The organism is Azospirillum rugosum (assembly GCF_017876155.1).
In the GTDB taxonomy this organism is placed as follows: Bacteria; Pseudomonadota; Alphaproteobacteria; order Azospirillales; family Azospirillaceae; genus Azospirillum; species Azospirillum rugosum.
Genome location: NZ_JAGINP010000004.1, coordinates 108,553 through 123,174 on the forward strand (window position 1 = coordinate 108,553; position 14,622 = coordinate 123,174).

Consider the following 14,622-nt stretch of genomic DNA (forward strand, 5'->3'; position numbering starts at 1 on the left):
GCGCTGATCATTACACCTGGCCGATCATTACACCTGAACGTCGAGGAACATGCCGCGCCGGTAGTTGCGCGGCAGCGTCAGGATGCCGTTGACCAGCAGGCTGGCCAGTTCGCGGACGGTGGGGATGCGCTGGCGCCCGCCACCGACCGCTTCCGCCCGGCCGTGCACCCCGGTGGGCGCGGGCACCCGTCCGCCGCCGATGTCGGAGCGGATCGGTTCGTTGGAGCGGTCACCGGTGCGTCGGGTCTCAACCATACGCTTTATTTACCGCGAATCCCCGGCAACGGCAAGCCGATGCCGGCCTACGCACCGGCCACGCCACCGCTTGGGCCAAACTTATCCACAGAACGGTGCATAAGGCCGTGGATAAGCCTGTTGAACAGGCGGCCCCGCCTATGCGCCGGCCCACACGCCGGAACCGGCGCACGGCGGCGCGGGGTCCCCCGTCCGGTGGAGGCACGCCCCACCCTTGCCACGCCCGCTATCCCAAAGATGGGCTGTTTCCGGGCCGGTTGCCCGCCAACTATCGGGCAGGACAGCAGGGCTTACCAGACCTCGAAAGCCAGACCCCAGAAGGACGACGCATGGCGCATTACCTCGTGACCGGCGGATGCGGTTTCATCGGATCGCACCTGGCCGACCGGCTGATCGCTGACGGCCACCGGGTGACCATCCTCGACGACCTCTCCACCGGGCGGCTGGAGAACAAGCCGACGCTCGCCCGGCTGGTGGTGGGCGACATCGCCGACCAGCAGGCGGTGCGGGAGGCGATGGAGGGCGTGGACGGCGTCTTCCACCTCGCCGCCATCGCGTCGGTCCCGCGCTCGCGGGAATTCTGGGCGGAAACGCACCGCACCAACCTGTCCGGCACCATCACCGTGTTCGAGGCCGCGCGCGCGGCCCGCAACGGCGCGCCGGTGCCGGTCGTCTACGCCTCCTCCGCCGCGGTCTACGGCGACAACACGGCGACTCCGCTGCGCGAGGACGCCGCCACCCGCCCGCTCTCGGCCTATGGCGCCGACAAGCTGGGCTGCGAGCTGCACGCGCGGGTGGCCTGGGAGATCCACGGCGTGCCCACGGTGGGCTTCCGCTTCTTCAACGTCTACGGCCCGCGGCAGGACCCGGCCTCCCCCTACTCCGGCGTCATCTCCATCTTCGCCCGCAAGGTGTCGCGCGGCGAGGAGGTGACCATCTACGGCGACGGCCAGCAGGTGCGCGACTTCGTCTTCGTCGGCGACGTCGTCCGCTTCCTCGTCCGCGCGATGGAGCGCCGGCCGCAGGGCGCCGCCCAGGGAGCCGACGTGTTCAACCTGTGCACCGGCCGCCCGACCTCCCTGCTGATGCTGCTGGACGTGCTGCAGGAACTGTGCGGCAGCCGCGTGCGCCGCGTCCACCTGCCGCCGCGCCCGGGCGACATCCGCGTGTCCATCGGCGACCCCGCCCGCCTGCGCGCGGGCTTCGACGACGTCTGCCGCGTCGGCCTCCTACAAGGCCTGGGCGCCACCCTGACCGGCGAGATGCCGTAAGGGGATCGGGGGAAGTGGTAGCGTTGGGCCCCCACCCTAACCCTCCCCCACCTTCGGCGAGGGAGGGAACTCCGCTGCGCGTCTTGTAAAGCCCTCCCCCGCGAAGTGGGGGAGGGTTGGGTGGGGGCCCAACGCGACCACTTCCCTCTCAACCATCGAAACCACGCGCTCGACCGCGGCTCCGACCTCCTCCGACAGCCCTTCGCCGAAGTCGAAACACCGCCCTTCCACCCCGTAGACGACCAGCGACGCGGGCAGCCTGCCCAGCGCGCGGGCGGTCTCCACCGCCTCGGCGAGGCCGAAGCGGTGGGTGGAGTAGCGGAAGAAGGCGGCGGGCAGGGGCTCCGCGGCGGCGTCCAGGCGGCGGATGGTGCCGGGGGCGGCGCCCGACTGGGTGGCGTCCACCAGGATCACGCGGTCCGCCCCGTCCCAGGCCTCGATCAGGGCAGCGCCCTCGCCGCTGTGCTCCCGCGCCGGCAGGCCCAGCGCGGCGAGCCGGTCGGCGACCAGCGGCCCGACCGCGTCGTCCGACCGGTAGCGGTTGCCGATCCCGAGAATGAGCATGGGCCTCTCCCCTCCGGTTTTCCGGCAAGGATAGCGCGGCCAGCCTCAGACGTCGCGGCGTTCCAGGCGCGGCAAACCGACCACCTTCAGGCGGCTTTCGCGCAGCTCCCCGACCTCGTCCAGGATCGGGTGGGCGACGGCGGCGACGTGGGCGTTGATGCGCTTCAGGTCGCGTAGCACGTCGAGCACCAGCGCGCTGGTCTCCACGCTGTCGGCGACGCCCCGGCGCACGCGGTCGAGGTGGTGCAGCGTCGCCTCCCGCTCCAGCGCGCGCACGGCGTCCTTGCCGGCGATCAGCTGCCGGGCCAGCCGCCGGTCCTCCGCGATGAAGGTGCCGAGCGCGGTGCGCAGGTTCTCCACCGTGCGGCGGTGCAGCTCCTCCACCTCCCGGAAATCCTCCGCCGCGAAGTGCAGGCCGTGGCGCAGGCGCTTGGCGGCCAGCTCCATCAGGCTCTTGTCGATGATGTCGCCGACATGCTCCAGGTTGATGGCGAAGGCCATCATCTCGTTGACGCGGCGTGACTCCGCCTCGTCCAGGTTCCCGCGGCCGAGCTTCGCGAGGTAGAGCTTGATCGCCGTGTGCAGCCGGTCGACCCGGTCGTCGGCGCGGCTGACCTCGGCGATCGGGCGCTCGTCGTTCTGGCGCAGCGCGACGAGGCTGCGGCGCAGCATGTCCTCCACGAGGTCGCCCAGCCGCAGAGTTTCGCGCAACGCGCCCGCGATGGCGACGGACGGCGTCTCCAGCACCGACTCGTCCAGGTGGCGGGGCCGCGCGTCGTCGTCCTCGCTCAAGGCGTCGGGGATCAGCCGCTCCGTCAGGCGCGCCAGCGGCCCGACCAGCGGCAGGAAGACCACGACCAGCGCCACGTTGAAGGCGACGTGCATCGTCACGACAGCGGTGAAGGGCGCCATGCCCTCCAGCGCGGTGACGGCGGTGCCCAGGAACGGCAGCACGGCCAGGGCGCCAAGCGTACGCACGATCAGGTTGCCGATTTGCACCCGCCGCGCCGCCGCGTTCTCCCGCGCGGTCTCCAGCACCACGGGCAGGGCGCCGCCCAGGTTGGCGCCCAGCACCAGCGCGGCGGCCAACACCGGGTCCACGATGTGCGCGCCGGCCAGCGAGGCGGTCAGCAGCACCACGGCGAGGCTGGCGTGCACCGCCGCGGTCAGCGCGGCGGCGACCAGCATCGCGAAGAAGGGCTCCCCGCCCAGCGCCGCCAGCATGGCCTGCACCAGCTCCGACCGTTCGACCGGGATGGTGGCGGTGCCCAGCAGGCGCAGGGCCAGCAGCATCAGGCCCAGCCCCAGGAACACGCTCGCCAGGTCGCGGCGCAGCCGCCGCGCCTCCCCCAGCGCGTGCAGGACGCCGCCGAGCACCAGCAGGGACGGCGACAGCCAATGCAGGTCGACGGCGAGCAGGCGGGTGACGAGGCTGGTCCCGACATTCGCCCCCAGCATGACCGCCTGCGCCATCGCCGTGCCGAGCAGCCCCTGCCCGGCCAGCGCCGCCGCCATCAGCGCGGTGGCCGTGCTGCTCTGCAAGGCCAGGGTGGCGCCGGTGCCGGCCAGGAAGGCCACGACGCGGTTGCGCGTGCCCTGCGCGACCCAGCGGCGGAGCGCCGCCCCGCCGCAGCGGAACACGCCCGTCCGCACCAGACGAAGGCCCCACAGCATCAGGGCCACGGCACCGAGAATGTCGATCAGGACGAGCGTCGGGGAGACCGGGACGGGTTCGATGGCGGAACTCCTGCATCAGGCGGGGGCGATATTACGGACGCCGGAACAGACCTTCATAAAAGTGTAACAACCTCCATCCCCGACCTGATCCCTCGCGAAAGGGGTATGCCTCTTGATGGGGGAGCGCCGCGCCCGCCGCTACCCCCGGGTGACCAGCCGGATGCCCAGCGCGACCGGCAGGATGCCCAGCAGATCCCAGGGCTGCACCACCTCCCCCAGCAGCAGCCAGCCGAACAGCATGCCGAGCGGCGGCATCAGGAAATGATAGGCGCTGGCCTCGGTCGCGCTGGTCCGCTGCAACAGGCGGAACCACAGAAGGTAACCGCCGATGGAGACCGCCAGCACCTGGAAGGCCAGCGAGCCGGCCAACCCCGCGGTCAGGCGGATCGCCCCCGGGTCCTCGACCGTCAGCGCCACGGGCAGCAGCGCCAGCCCGGAGACCAGCACCTGCACCCCGGTCCCGGCGAGCAGGCCCGCCTTGGGCGCCAGCCTCTTGAACAGCAGCGTGCCGGCGGACAGGGCGACCAGCGACCCGATCACCAGCGCGATCCCGGCCGGCGCGTCCAGGCCGGTGCCGAGCCGCCCGCGCACCACCAGCGCCACGCCCAGCACGCCGAGACCCAGCCCAACAGCCTTGCGCCACGTCATCGCCTCCCCCAGCACCAGCGCGGCCAGGGCTGCGGTCAGGACCGGGTTGGCGCTGACGATCAGGGCGGTCAGGCCGGACGACACCAGCGTCATGCCGCTGTAGCTGAGCCCCAGATACACGGCGTGGTTCTGCAGGCCGATCGCCGCCAGGGCCGCGAAGCTCCGCCCGGTCACCCCGCGGTAATCGCCGCGCCACGCCGCCACCCCGACCAGCAGCGCGCCGGCGATCAGGAAGCGCAACGCCAGAAGAAGCAGCGGCGGGCAGTCGAGCAGCCCGATCTTTCCGGCCGCGAAGGCCGAACTCCAGGCCAGGCAGAAGGGCACCACGAGGCTCAGCGGTGCTCCGCCGGACTTCGGGCGGGCGAGCGGGCGATCGGCGTGCAGGACGGTGTCGGACATGGCCTTCGTTCCCTTCCTCGGTCCTTGGGTGGAGACAAGGATGGAACGCCGGCTTTCCATTTGGAAATTAAATGCTATGATCTAAGACATTCACATTTTGGATGATTGAGCCATGCGCGACATGGATCTCGGCCTGCTGCGCACCTTCGTCTCCGTGGTGGACGCGGGCGGCTTCACCCGCGGCGGGGAGCGCGTGCACAAGACGCAGTCCACCGTCAGCCAGCAGATCCGCCGGCTGGAGGAGCAGGTCGGCCTGTCGCTGCTCGACCGCAACAGCCGGACGGTGCTGCTGACCGACGACGGGGAACGGCTGCTCGGCTACGCGCGGCGCCTGCTGGCGCTGAACGACGAGGCGCATTCGGTTCTGTCCGGCCGCAAGGCGGTGGAGGTGGTGCGGCTGGGCGTGCCGGAGGACTACGCGGTGGAACGGCTGCCCCGGCTGCTGGCGGACTTCGCGCGACAGAACCGGCAGTTGCGGCTGGACGTGCGCTGCGACCTGTCGGTGCGGCTGCGCGCCGACGTGGAGGCCGGCGACCTCGACCTCGCCCTGGTGAAGCAGGAGCCCGGCCATCCCGGTGCCCGCGCGGCGTGGCGGGAACCGCTGTGCTGGATCGGCCCCGCCGACCACGACCTGCATCGGGAGGACCCGCTGCCGCTGGTCGTCTTCCCGCAGGGCTGCGTCTACCGCAACCGCGCCGTTCACGAGCTGGAGCGCGCCGGCCGCCCCTGGCGCGTCGCCTATTCCAGCCCCAACCACGCCGGCGTGCGCGCGGCGGTGGCCGGGGGTCTGGGCGTCAGCGTGCTGCCGCGCAGCGCCCTGCCGCCCGGCGCGCGGTTCCTGGACGAAGCGGACGGGCTGCCCCTGCTGCCGGAGACGGAGCTGGCCCTACTCGTCGGCACCGCCATGCATGGCGATGGCGCCGCCCTGGTCGCCCGCCTGCTGTCCGAAAGCCTGCCGGAGCCGGTGTGGGCGTGAGGGATCAGTCCCGGTCCACGGTCAGCGTCACGACGTGGGTCGCGCAGGAGATGCAGGGGTCGTAGTTGCGGATGGCCTGTTCGCAACGGTCCTTCAGCCGGTCGTCGGGCAGGTCCAGGTTCGCCTGGACGACACCGCGCAGGTCGGCCTCGATCTGTTTCTGGTTCTGCGAGGTCGGCGGCACGATGCTGGCCGAAGCGATGCGCCCCTCCCCGTCCAGGTCGTAGCGGTGATAACAGAGGCCGCGCGGCGCCTCCGTGCAGCCGGTGCCCCGGCCGGCGCGGGGCAGGATGGGCACGGCGGCCGGGTCGAATTCCTCGTAGCCCTCGGCCAGCCGCACCGCCTCGTCGCAGGCGTAGACCGTCTCCACCGCCCGGACAACGAGGCTCTTGAAGGGATTCCGCACCACCCGCGGCAGCCCGGCCTCGGCGGCCGCCTGCTTGGCGAGCGGGGACAGCTGGTCGAAGTTCAGCGCATAGCGGGCCAGCGGCCCGACCATGTAGGGCCGGTCCGCCCCGACCATCACGCCGTGCAGCGCGTTGGAGTGGGCGACATGCTCCTCCGCGAAGTGCGTTTCAAAGTCGGCGATGGAAATGTCCAGCCCGCGGTTGGAGACGATGCGCCCGCGGTCGATGGCGTATTCGTCCGGGTGATGCAGCGCGACGAAGGTGTAGTCGTCCTCGTAGTCCGGGAAGGCGAAGCCGGCGAACAGGCGCACGGACTCCACCGCCGCGTCGCGCGCCCGGCGCAGGTCGTCGAGCATCCCGCGCACTTCGGCCCTCGGCGGCGCCTTCCAGAAGCCGCCAACGCGGGTGTTGACGGGATGGACGGCGCGCCCACCCAGCACCTCCAGGATGCGGTTGCCGGTCTTCTTCAGGTCGAGCGCCCGCTCCACCACGCCCGGATGCGCCTTGGCAAGCTGGATGGAATCCTCGAAGCCCATGAAGTCCGGCGCGTGCAGCAGGTAAGCGTGCAGGACGTGGCTCTGGATCCACTCCCCGCAATAGAGCAGGCGGCGGGCCTCGCGGATCGGCTCCGGCACGGCCACGCCCAGCGCGTCTTCCATGGCGTGGCTGGACCCGACGATGTAGGCGACCGGGCAAATGCCGCAAATGCGCGACGTGATGTCCGGCGCGTCGCCGTAGGGGCGGCCGACCAGCAGCGCCTCGAAGAAGCGCGGCGGTTCGAAGATGCGGAACTTCAGGTCCTGCACCACCCCGCCCTTCACCCGAACATACAGCGCCCCCTCCCCCTCGACACGGGCCAGGGCATCGACCTTGATGGTGCGGGTTTGCATGGTCAGGCCTCATTCATCAGGGCGTTCCACACCGTCTCCGCGACGCCGTCGGGGTTGGCGAGGATGTCGGTGTTCCAGAAGCGCAGGATGCGCCAGCCGAGTGATGCCAGTTCGCGGTCACGATGATGGTCATGGGCGGAGCCGTTGTGCTGGCCGCCGTCGGCTTCGACCGCGACCTTGGCCTCCAGACAGGCGAAATCGAGGATGTAGGGTGGCACGGGGTGCTGGCGCCGGAAGCGAAACCCGGCAATCTGCTGGCCGCGCAGGAGCGACCACAGCTTGCGTTCCGCGTCCGTCGGTTCGGCGCGGAGCGCACGGGCTTGATTTTTTGTGGCGGCGGGGGTGTAGGCCATGGGTTATGGCCTCCCGCGGGTGGTCGCGTTGGGCCCCCACCCAACCCTCCCCCACCTTCGGCGGGGGAGGGCTTTCAGGAACGCGCGGCGGAGTTCCCTCCCCCGTCGAAGATGGGGGAGGGTTAGGGTGGGGGCCCAGCGCGACGACTCGGACGACCACTCACTCCGTCCGCTCATGCGCATCCCCCTCCCTCCGAAACTCCTCCGCGTCCGCGTTGAAGGAGCGGAAGGCGTTGGCGATCTCCGCATCCCCCCACCCCAGCGCGGTCAGCTGCTTGGCGAGCGCCGCGGTGTTCGGCGTCTCCTTCGGGCCGAAGCAGCCGTAGCAGCCGCGCTCGAACCGCGGGCAGAGGTTGCCGCAGCCGGCCTGGGTCACGGGGCCGAGGCACGGCACGCCGCGCGCCACCATCACGCACACCGTCCCGTGCAGCTTGCATTCGATGCACTGGCTGTGCGGAGGCACGACCGGGCGGCGGCCGTTCAGGAAGGCGTTCAGCACCTCCAGCAGCTGGGCCTTGTTGATCGGGCAGCCGTGCAGCTCGAAATCGACGGTCACATGGTCGCGGATGGCGGTGGAGGTCGCCAGCGTGTCGATGAAGTCCGGGCGGGCGTAGACGGCGCGGATGAAGCCGTCCACGTCGCGGAAGTTCCGCAATGCCTGGATGCCGCCCGCCGTGGCGCAGGCGCCGATGGTGATCAGGACCTTCGACCGGGCGCGGATGCGGCGGATGCGCTCCGCGTCATGCGGCGTGCCGATGGAGCCCTCGACCAGAGAGACGTCGTAGGGGCCCTGGATCGCAACGCGGGTCGCCTCCAAGAAATAGGCGATCTCCACCGCGTCGGCGACGGCCAGCAGCTCGTCCTCGCAGTCGAGCAGCGACAGCTGGCAGCCGTCGCAGGAGGAGAATTTCCACACCGCAAGCTTTGGACGTTTTCGGGCCATATGATTTGGGGGCATGTCACAGCTCCCGCACGGAGAAGACGTGCTCGATGGTGTCGTAGCGGTAGACGGGGCCGTCCTTGCACATGAAGGATCCGCCCATCTGGCAATGCCCGCAGAAGCCGACGCCGCACTTCATGTTGCGCTCCAGCGTCACGTAGATGCGGTCGGCGGTCACGCCGCGCTCGTACAGCGCCTGGACGGCGGGGCGGGTCATCGTCTCCGACCGGCAGACGTAGGCGGTGGTCTGCTCCGGGTCGAAGCGCGCGATCTTCACCAGGTTCGCCACGCTGCCCACCCGGCCGCGGTAGCCGGAGGGGGCGGAATGGACGGTGACGTGGACCTGCATGTCGAAGCGGCCGCGCCACTGGTGCAACTGCTTCTCGTACAGGATGTCGTGCGTCCCGCGGGAGCCGTAGCAGAGCACCACCTTGCCGAAGTGCTCCCGCCGGTTCAGCACCTCCATGATGAGCGGGCGCAACGGGGCGAGGCCGATGGTGCCGGTGACGAAGAGTACGTCATGGCCGTACGCCTCTTCGATCGGCCAGGGATGGCCGAAGGGGCCGCGTACGCCGATGCTGTCGCCGGGCCGCAGCGCCGCCATGGCGCGCGTCACGGTGCCGACCTCCCGCACCGTGTGGACCAGCCGGTTGGGGTCGCGGCAGTCGCCGGAGACGGAGATCGCCACCTCCCCCACCCCGAACACGTACAGCATGTTGAACTGGCCGGGCCGGAAGACGTACGGCCGCCCGTCCAGGCTTTCCAGCACCAGCGTGAAGCAGCCGTCCACCTCGCGCAGGCGCCGGACGATCCGGAACGGGCGCGGCACCATGGGGTCGGCCTTGTTTGAAAAGTCGGCGGCAGCGCCTGCGGGGGAAAGGAGCGCGGAGTCCATGGGAGTCCTCCGTCACTCGGCGGCGTCGGTGGTCAGCTCGACGATGCGCAGGCGCGCCTCGGCGATGCGGCGGCCCATGACGGGGATGAAGCGCTGGTAGAGGTGGAAGCCCAGCTCGTGGTTCTCGTCGATCTTGCGGCGCAGGCAGGCGCCGTCGATGGCGATGGCCCGCACCTGCTCTGCCGCGCGCGCGTCGAAGGTCCAGCGGTAGGGCGGGACCAGCCAGGACCAGCCGAGGATCTCCCCCTCCCCGATGTTCTCCACCACCACGCTCGGCCGGCCGGGCGCGTGCACCTCCACCGCCACGATGCCCTGGCGGATCAGGTAGAAGTGGTCGGCGGTGCCGCCTTCCTGGAACAGGAACTCGCCGGGGCGCCAGTGGGCGTTGGCGCAGCAGCCGACCACCACCCCGCGCACGTCGGGCGGCATGTCGCGGAAGAACGGATGTTCGGCCAGCAGCCGGCCCAGCCCCTCGACCTGCACCATGGTCAGCCCCTCCCCTCGCTGTCTTTTATGGCCCGCGCCTCTTCGGTGATGTCGATGCCGACCGGGCACCAGGTGATGCAGCGCCCGCAGCCGGTGCAGCCGGAGGTCCCGAACTGCTCCCACCAGCTCGACAGCTTGTGCGTCATCCATTGCCGGTAGCGGGACAGGCCGCTCTGCCGGATGGCACCGCCGTGGATGTAGGAGAAATCCACCGTGAAGCAGGAATCCCAGCGCCGCCAGCGCTCCACATGGTCGCCGGACAGGTCGGTGCTGTCCTCCACGGTGGTGCAGAAGCAGGTCGGGCACACCATGGTGCAGTTGGCGCAGTTGAGGCAGCGCGCCGCCACCTCCGCCCAGCGCGGGTGTTCCAGGTTGCGGGCCAGCAGCGGGCCGGCATCAGACACCATCGCGCGGCCCATCTGGGCGCGGGCGCCCTCGACCGCCGCCTCGGCCGCCGCACGGTCCTCCGCGCCGGCCGGACGCCCCGGCAGGCGGGCGAGCAGGGCCGCCCCGGCCGCCGAGCCGGCCGCCGCCAGGAAGGCGGGCGCTCCGCGGCCCGGCAATTCCGCCCCAGGCAATTCGGTAAGGGCGAGGTCGTAGCCGCCCGCGGCCTTCGGCCCCGTGCCCACGCTGTCGCAGAAGCAGGTGCGTCCAGCCCGCCCGCAATTCACCGCGACGATGAAGGCGGCGGCGCGGCGGGCGGCGTAGCCGGTGTCGGTAAAGCGCTCCTGCCCCGCGGAGCGGCCGTCGTGCGGAGTCACCCCGAAGACCCGGTCCTGCACGGCCATGGCCGCCAGATCGCAGGCGCGCACGCCGAGGAAGGCCTGGCGCGGCGCGGGGTCGGTCGGCGTGTCCACGGTGAAGCCCCGGCCGTCGCGCCGGCCGGTCCACAGCGTCTGGCGCGGCGGGTAGAGGTGCCGTTTCCAGCTCTGCGGGCCGACCGTGTGGGCGAAGGCGGCGTTTCCGTCGCCCGGCATCAGGCGGTAGCGGCCGCCGTCCTGTTCGTCGATCCAGCCCCAGGGAAGGTCGTCCGCGCTCTCCACCGGGTCGAGGACGATGGCGCCGTCGCGCAGCCGCGGCCCGATGACCGTGTAGCCGTCGCCGCGCAGCGCGTCGATCAGGGCGTCCAGCCCGTCCCGGTCCAAAACGACTGGGTCCGGAATGGTGGGATGGCCGGTCGTCGGTGCGGTGCGCTCCATGGGCAGCCCCCTCGCGTCTCGACGTGACGGGCGAAGTATACGCCCTTTGGCGAAGCGTTGAAGGTCCGGCCCGAACCACCTTAGTCGTGGGCGGCGAGCGTTTTGTCGCAGTCTGGCGTTCCGTGCGGGCCGTTCCGTCTGATAGGAACGCGCCCCCAACTGGGCAGACGACGAGGGATCGAATGGCGAAGTGGAATTCCGGGCCGGTCCGCCGCCAACCGCCGGGCCGCCAACCGTCAGGCCGGTCAGCGCGGCGCGGGCAGCCGCTGACGCTGGGCGGCCTGATTGCCGTGCTGCTGGTGCTCGCCGCCGTGTATCTGTGGGAGAGGTACAACCAGCCGCCGCGCCCCGCCCCGGACGCCTCCATCGACTACGCCCAAGTGACTCGGCAGCTCGACAGCATCCGCGTGGAAGAGGAAAAGCGCGGCGGCTACGTCCGCGAGGAGTGGCCGCACTGGCTGGGCACCGACGTCAAGTGCCTGAACACGCGCGAACAGGCGCTGATCCGCGATTCCGCGGAACCGGCCAAACTGTCGCCCAACGGCTGCTCGGTCGTCTCCGGCGTCTGGTACGATCCCTACACGGGGGAGACCTTCACCAGTCCCCGCCAGGTCGACATCGACCACCGCGTGCCGCTGGAGGAGGCCTACGGCAGCGGCGGCTACGACTGGCCGCGCGAGAAGCGCGCCGCCTACGCCAACGACCTGACCGACCCGCTGACCCTCATCACCGTGTCCATCGCCGCCAACCGGGCGAAGGGCTCCAAAGGGCCGGAGGAATGGTTGCCGCCGCGCCAGGAATACCTCTGCACCTACGTCGCCAACTGGATCGCCGTGAAGGCCCGCTGGGAGCTGACCATGGACGAGCGCGAGCGCGTGACGGTCGGCAACATCATCGCCGACTGCCGCGAGCGGTCCGGAGCGGTCCATTGATCACGGCCTGCGCCTAGGCAAGGCGCACGACACCATGTACATCGTGACAGCGTCGTGCCGGTGCTCCGGCATAGGGGATGCTGCGTGGTGTCGATCTGGAGCTTTGGATGAGCCAAAAGATTCATGACAACAATTTTGATGCGATGCGCCTCCTGGCGGCGACACTCGTTGTTTACAGCCACGCCTTTGCCCTGCATGGCTTGAGTCAGCCGCGTTTCCTAGGCTTCGCATTCCTGGGCGAGCTTGGGGTCTATATTTTCTTCATCATGAGCGGTTATCTCGTTGTTCAGAGCTGGATGAACGACCCGCATCCCCTGCGATTTCTCGTGCGACGCAGCCTGCGGATATTTCCGGCCCTGATTGCCGTCGTATTCCTAAGCGCCTGTGCGCTTGGTCCATTGCTGACCACCTTGCCGGCCGGCGACTATTTCTCGCACCCGATTACCCTTCGGTATCTCGCGAACGCCTATCTTGTGATCAGCTACGCGCTGCCCGGCGTCTTCGACACGAACCCCTACCCGGTTGCGGTCAACGGCAGCCTGTGGAGCCTGCCCATCGAGTTCCTGATGTACGTCTTCGTGCTGGCGTTCGGGGTTGTGGGGCTTGTCCGGATGAAATGGACCCTTCCTTTGACCGGGGCCATGCTGATCGCGGTCGGTCACTATTTCCGTGAGCACCAAGTCGATGCGATCGTGTTTGCCGGCACGGACTTTCGACAAGCCTTTTTCGTGGGCGTGTATTTCTTTGCCGGCGCCTCCCTGTATATGTTCAGGGATGCCATCCGATTCAGCATCTCTGGCGTGGCAATCGCCTGTGCCTTCGGCCTTGCGCTAAACGGCAGCCCATGGATTCAGTATTGGAGCGTGATCGGGCTGCCTTACATCGTCATCGCCGTTTGCGTGCAGAGCGAAAGCTGGCTGCAAATCCCGAAAAAAGTTGGGGATCTGTCGTACGGGATTTACCTGTACAGCTTTCCGGTTCAGCAGACCCTTGAATCGTTCCTGCATGACAAGCTCGGCTTCTTGTCCATCTTTGCACTGGAGCTGGTGATTACGGCTTTCCTCGCGTTTTGTTCGTGGCATGGGCTGGAGAAGCTGGCCCTCAGGCTCAAGCCGAAGCGCAGCGAAGGCAGGCGCCTCATTCCGGCCTCCGACGCCAGCCGCATCACTCCCTGAGGCGCCGGCGGCTTCCAGCGTTCCCCGATCTTCCCAGCGCCGTGACGTTCTCGTTCCCTCGCGTTCCGGCAGGCGTCCGACCCAGCGGCCGGCCAAGGGGCATCCCCGTCACCACCCCAGGAAAATGCCCACGTCGCCGGGCATGCCGCCGGGATAGTCCAGGATTTGCGCGCGGATCCGATAGCCCAGAGGGCGCAGCCGCGCGTCGAAAGAATCGTAGAGTTCGCGGGCGAAGCCGGTCAGGCTGGCCGGCCAGTCGTCGGACAGGTTGTTGATGGCGCGTCCGCCGTCCTCGCACCAATCGCTGGGAAAGCGCAGCACCAGGATGTCGTGGTCGCCGCGCTTGGCGGCCTCGGCGACCTGGTGGTTGAAGCGGTCTTCCACCTTCGGATCCAGGTGCCGGTGCAGGAAGGCGTCGTGCTGCCGCTTCAACTCCTCCTCGTGCTTGTGCTCCAGTTCCTCGGCGTCAAGCAGGAGTTGGCGGTGCTGCTCCTCCGCCATCCGGCGGAGGTCTTCCGGACGCAGGAGCGTGGTCATCGGCGCTCTCCCGTGCAGGAGGACTGGATCAATCAGCTTACGGGCAGCCTACGAAACCCGCCCGCCGAAGGCCAGGGCGCCCGTTGCCGCAGCACGGCGTCGGCTTGGCCGCAGCACGCAGAAAGGCGTCAGTGCAGGATGTTGCCGGCGACCCAGCGTTCGACGATCTGCTCCGCCTCGGGCATCGCCAGTTCCGGATGGTGCCAGCGCAGGACCACGGTGGCGGCTTCCAGCGCGTGGCGGTCCGGCCGGCCCCGGCCGACCAGCTCGCGGTAGGCGCGCTCCACGATGGGACGGCAGCCGCAGACGGCCGCCTCGCAGGCGGCGAAGCGCTCGGCGAAGTCCTTTTGCCGCTGATCCGATGAATGTCCGTCCGCCGGCATCAGGCGGGCTCCGTTCCCTTGCGCTTCGTCCGTCGCCCGAAGATCTCCAGGCGCTGGCCAATCATATCGAATCCAAGCTCGCGGGCAATGCGCGCGACGGCCTCCTCCAGCTCGCCGTCCTGGAATTCGACCACCTCGCCCGACTCGATGTCGATCAGGTGATGGTGGTGGTCGCCCCGGGCCTCCTCGTAGCGCGCGCGGCCGTCGCCGAAATCGTGGCGCTGGATGATGCCAATTTCCTCGAACAGCCGCATGGACCGGTAGACGGTGGCGAGGCTGATGCCGGAGTCGATGGCGGAGGCGCGGCGGTACACCTCCTCCACGTCGGGATGGTCGGCGGATTCCGACAGGACGCGCGCGATGATCCGGCGCTGGCCGGTCATCTTCAGCCCCCGCTCCGCGCAGGCGCGTTCGAGCCGCGACGGGAGGGCATCGTCGGGAGACATTCCAGGGTGCGTCGTCACAGGCTGATCCTTTCCGCTTCCATCCCCGGCCCCGCCGGGCTGTCCGCCGGCGTTGGCTGGAAAGGAGATGGAGAGCGGAAAGGGTCCTGGCAACGACTTTGTAATGCGGGA

17 protein-coding genes are annotated in these 14,622 nt (G+C 69.6%); 4 read left to right on the forward strand and 13 right to left on the reverse strand.

The window, feature by feature from the left end; translation table 11 throughout:
* Positions 1 to 27 precede the first annotated feature (27 nt).
* Positions 28 to 255, reverse strand: coding sequence for a hypothetical protein (locus J2851_RS06940; RefSeq protein WP_209765208.1), 228 nt, complete (start codon positions 253 to 255; stop codon positions 28 to 30).
* A 329-nt stretch (positions 256 to 584) separates the two neighbouring features.
* On the opposite strand from J2851_RS06940, the gene J2851_RS06945 reads away from it, so the two are divergent.
* A complete protein-coding gene (locus J2851_RS06945) occupies positions 585 to 1,526 on the forward strand; it encodes an NAD-dependent epimerase/dehydratase family protein (protein ID WP_209765209.1) in 942 nt (313 codons plus the stop codon).
* A 36-nt stretch (positions 1,527 to 1,562) separates the two neighbouring features.
* Here J2851_RS06945 and J2851_RS06950 read toward each other — a convergent pair whose 3' ends face one another.
* The 3 genes from J2851_RS06950 to J2851_RS06960 all read right to left on the reverse strand — a co-directional run bounded on the left by J2851_RS06950 (position 1,563) and on the right by J2851_RS06960 (position 4,874).
* The gene (locus tag J2851_RS06950) at positions 1,563 to 2,090 is read right to left on the reverse strand and encodes a hydrogenase maturation protease (RefSeq protein ID WP_209765210.1); all 528 of its coding nucleotides are present in this window, start codon (positions 2,088 to 2,090) and stop codon (positions 1,563 to 1,565) included.
* Positions 2,091 to 2,135: 45 nt separating this feature from the next.
* Entirely contained in the window at positions 2,136 to 3,764 is a 1,629-nt protein-coding gene (locus J2851_RS06955; protein ID WP_209765212.1) for a Na/Pi cotransporter family protein, read from the reverse strand.
* A 201-nt stretch (positions 3,765 to 3,965) separates the two neighbouring features.
* On the reverse strand, positions 3,966 to 4,874 hold the full coding sequence (locus tag J2851_RS06960; protein WP_209765214.1) for a DMT family transporter: 909 nt from the start codon (positions 4,872 to 4,874) through the stop codon (positions 3,966 to 3,968).
* Positions 4,875 to 4,986: 112 nt separating this feature from the next.
* Here J2851_RS06960 and J2851_RS06965 point away from each other — a divergent pair, with 112 nt between their 5' ends.
* Positions 4,987 to 5,850: a LysR substrate-binding domain-containing protein gene (locus J2851_RS06965; protein ID WP_209765215.1), complete on the forward strand. Its 864-nt coding sequence runs from the start codon at positions 4,987 to 4,989 to the stop codon at positions 5,848 to 5,850.
* Positions 5,851 to 5,854: 4 nt separating this feature from the next.
* Here the strand turns inward: J2851_RS06965 and J2851_RS06970 are convergent, their stop codons facing one another.
* The 6 genes from J2851_RS06970 to J2851_RS06995 form a co-directional block, all read right to left on the reverse strand.
* The gene (locus J2851_RS06970) at positions 5,855 to 7,147 is read right to left on the reverse strand and encodes a Ni/Fe hydrogenase subunit alpha (RefSeq protein WP_209765217.1); all 1,293 of its coding nucleotides are present in this window, start codon (positions 7,145 to 7,147) and stop codon (positions 5,855 to 5,857) included.
* Positions 7,148 to 7,149: 2 nt separating this feature from the next.
* Positions 7,150 to 7,500 (reverse strand): endonuclease domain-containing protein, encoded by a 351-nt coding sequence (locus tag J2851_RS06975; protein ID WP_209765220.1) that lies wholly within the window; start codon positions 7,498 to 7,500, stop codon positions 7,150 to 7,152.
* 160 nt (positions 7,501 to 7,660) lie between these two features.
* Positions 7,661 to 8,458 carry an NADH-quinone oxidoreductase subunit B family protein gene (locus tag J2851_RS06980; RefSeq protein ID WP_246500480.1) on the reverse strand — a complete coding sequence of 266 codons (798 nt, stop codon included), beginning with the start codon at positions 8,456 to 8,458 and terminating at the stop codon, positions 7,661 to 7,663.
* Position 8,459: 1 nt separating this feature from the next.
* The gene (locus tag J2851_RS06985; protein ID WP_209765221.1) at positions 8,460 to 9,335 is read right to left on the reverse strand and encodes an FAD/NAD(P)-binding protein; all 876 of its coding nucleotides are present in this window, start codon (positions 9,333 to 9,335) and stop codon (positions 8,460 to 8,462) included.
* A gap of 12 nt (positions 9,336 to 9,347) precedes the next feature.
* Positions 9,348 to 9,821 carry a cyclic nucleotide-binding domain-containing protein gene (locus tag J2851_RS06990; protein WP_209765222.1) on the reverse strand — a complete coding sequence of 158 codons (474 nt, stop codon included), beginning with the start codon at positions 9,819 to 9,821 and terminating at the stop codon, positions 9,348 to 9,350.
* 2 nt (positions 9,822 to 9,823) lie between these two features.
* Positions 9,824 to 11,020 carry a 4Fe-4S dicluster domain-containing protein gene (locus tag J2851_RS06995; protein WP_209765223.1) on the reverse strand — a complete coding sequence of 399 codons (1,197 nt, stop codon included), beginning with the start codon at positions 11,018 to 11,020 and terminating at the stop codon, positions 9,824 to 9,826.
* Between the two features lie 182 nt (positions 11,021 to 11,202).
* Between J2851_RS06995 and J2851_RS07000 the strand changes: the two genes are divergently transcribed.
* Both J2851_RS07000 and J2851_RS07005 read left to right on the forward strand, forming a co-directional pair.
* A complete protein-coding gene (locus J2851_RS07000; protein ID WP_209765224.1) occupies positions 11,203 to 11,952 on the forward strand; it encodes an HNH endonuclease family protein in 750 nt (249 codons plus the stop codon).
* Between the two features lie 107 nt (positions 11,953 to 12,059).
* Positions 12,060 to 13,127: an acyltransferase family protein gene (locus J2851_RS07005; RefSeq protein ID WP_209765225.1), complete on the forward strand. Its 1,068-nt coding sequence runs from the start codon at positions 12,060 to 12,062 to the stop codon at positions 13,125 to 13,127.
* Between the two features lie 108 nt (positions 13,128 to 13,235).
* Here the strand turns inward: J2851_RS07005 and J2851_RS07010 are convergent, their stop codons facing one another.
* From J2851_RS07010 to J2851_RS07020, 3 genes are all read right to left on the reverse strand, one after another.
* Entirely contained in the window at positions 13,236 to 13,664 is a 429-nt protein-coding gene (locus J2851_RS07010) for a hypothetical protein (RefSeq protein ID WP_209765226.1), read from the reverse strand.
* Positions 13,665 to 13,792: 128 nt separating this feature from the next.
* A complete protein-coding gene (locus tag J2851_RS07015) occupies positions 13,793 to 14,047 on the reverse strand; it encodes a hypothetical protein (RefSeq protein WP_209765227.1) in 255 nt (84 codons plus the stop codon).
* Complete coding sequence (locus J2851_RS07020; RefSeq protein ID WP_209765228.1) at positions 14,047 to 14,493, reverse strand: Fur family transcriptional regulator; 447 nt, start codon at positions 14,491 to 14,493, stop codon at positions 14,047 to 14,049. Before J2851_RS07020 ends, J2851_RS07015 begins: the two co-directional genes overlap by 1 nt.
* Positions 14,494 to 14,622: the final 129 nt, after the last annotated feature.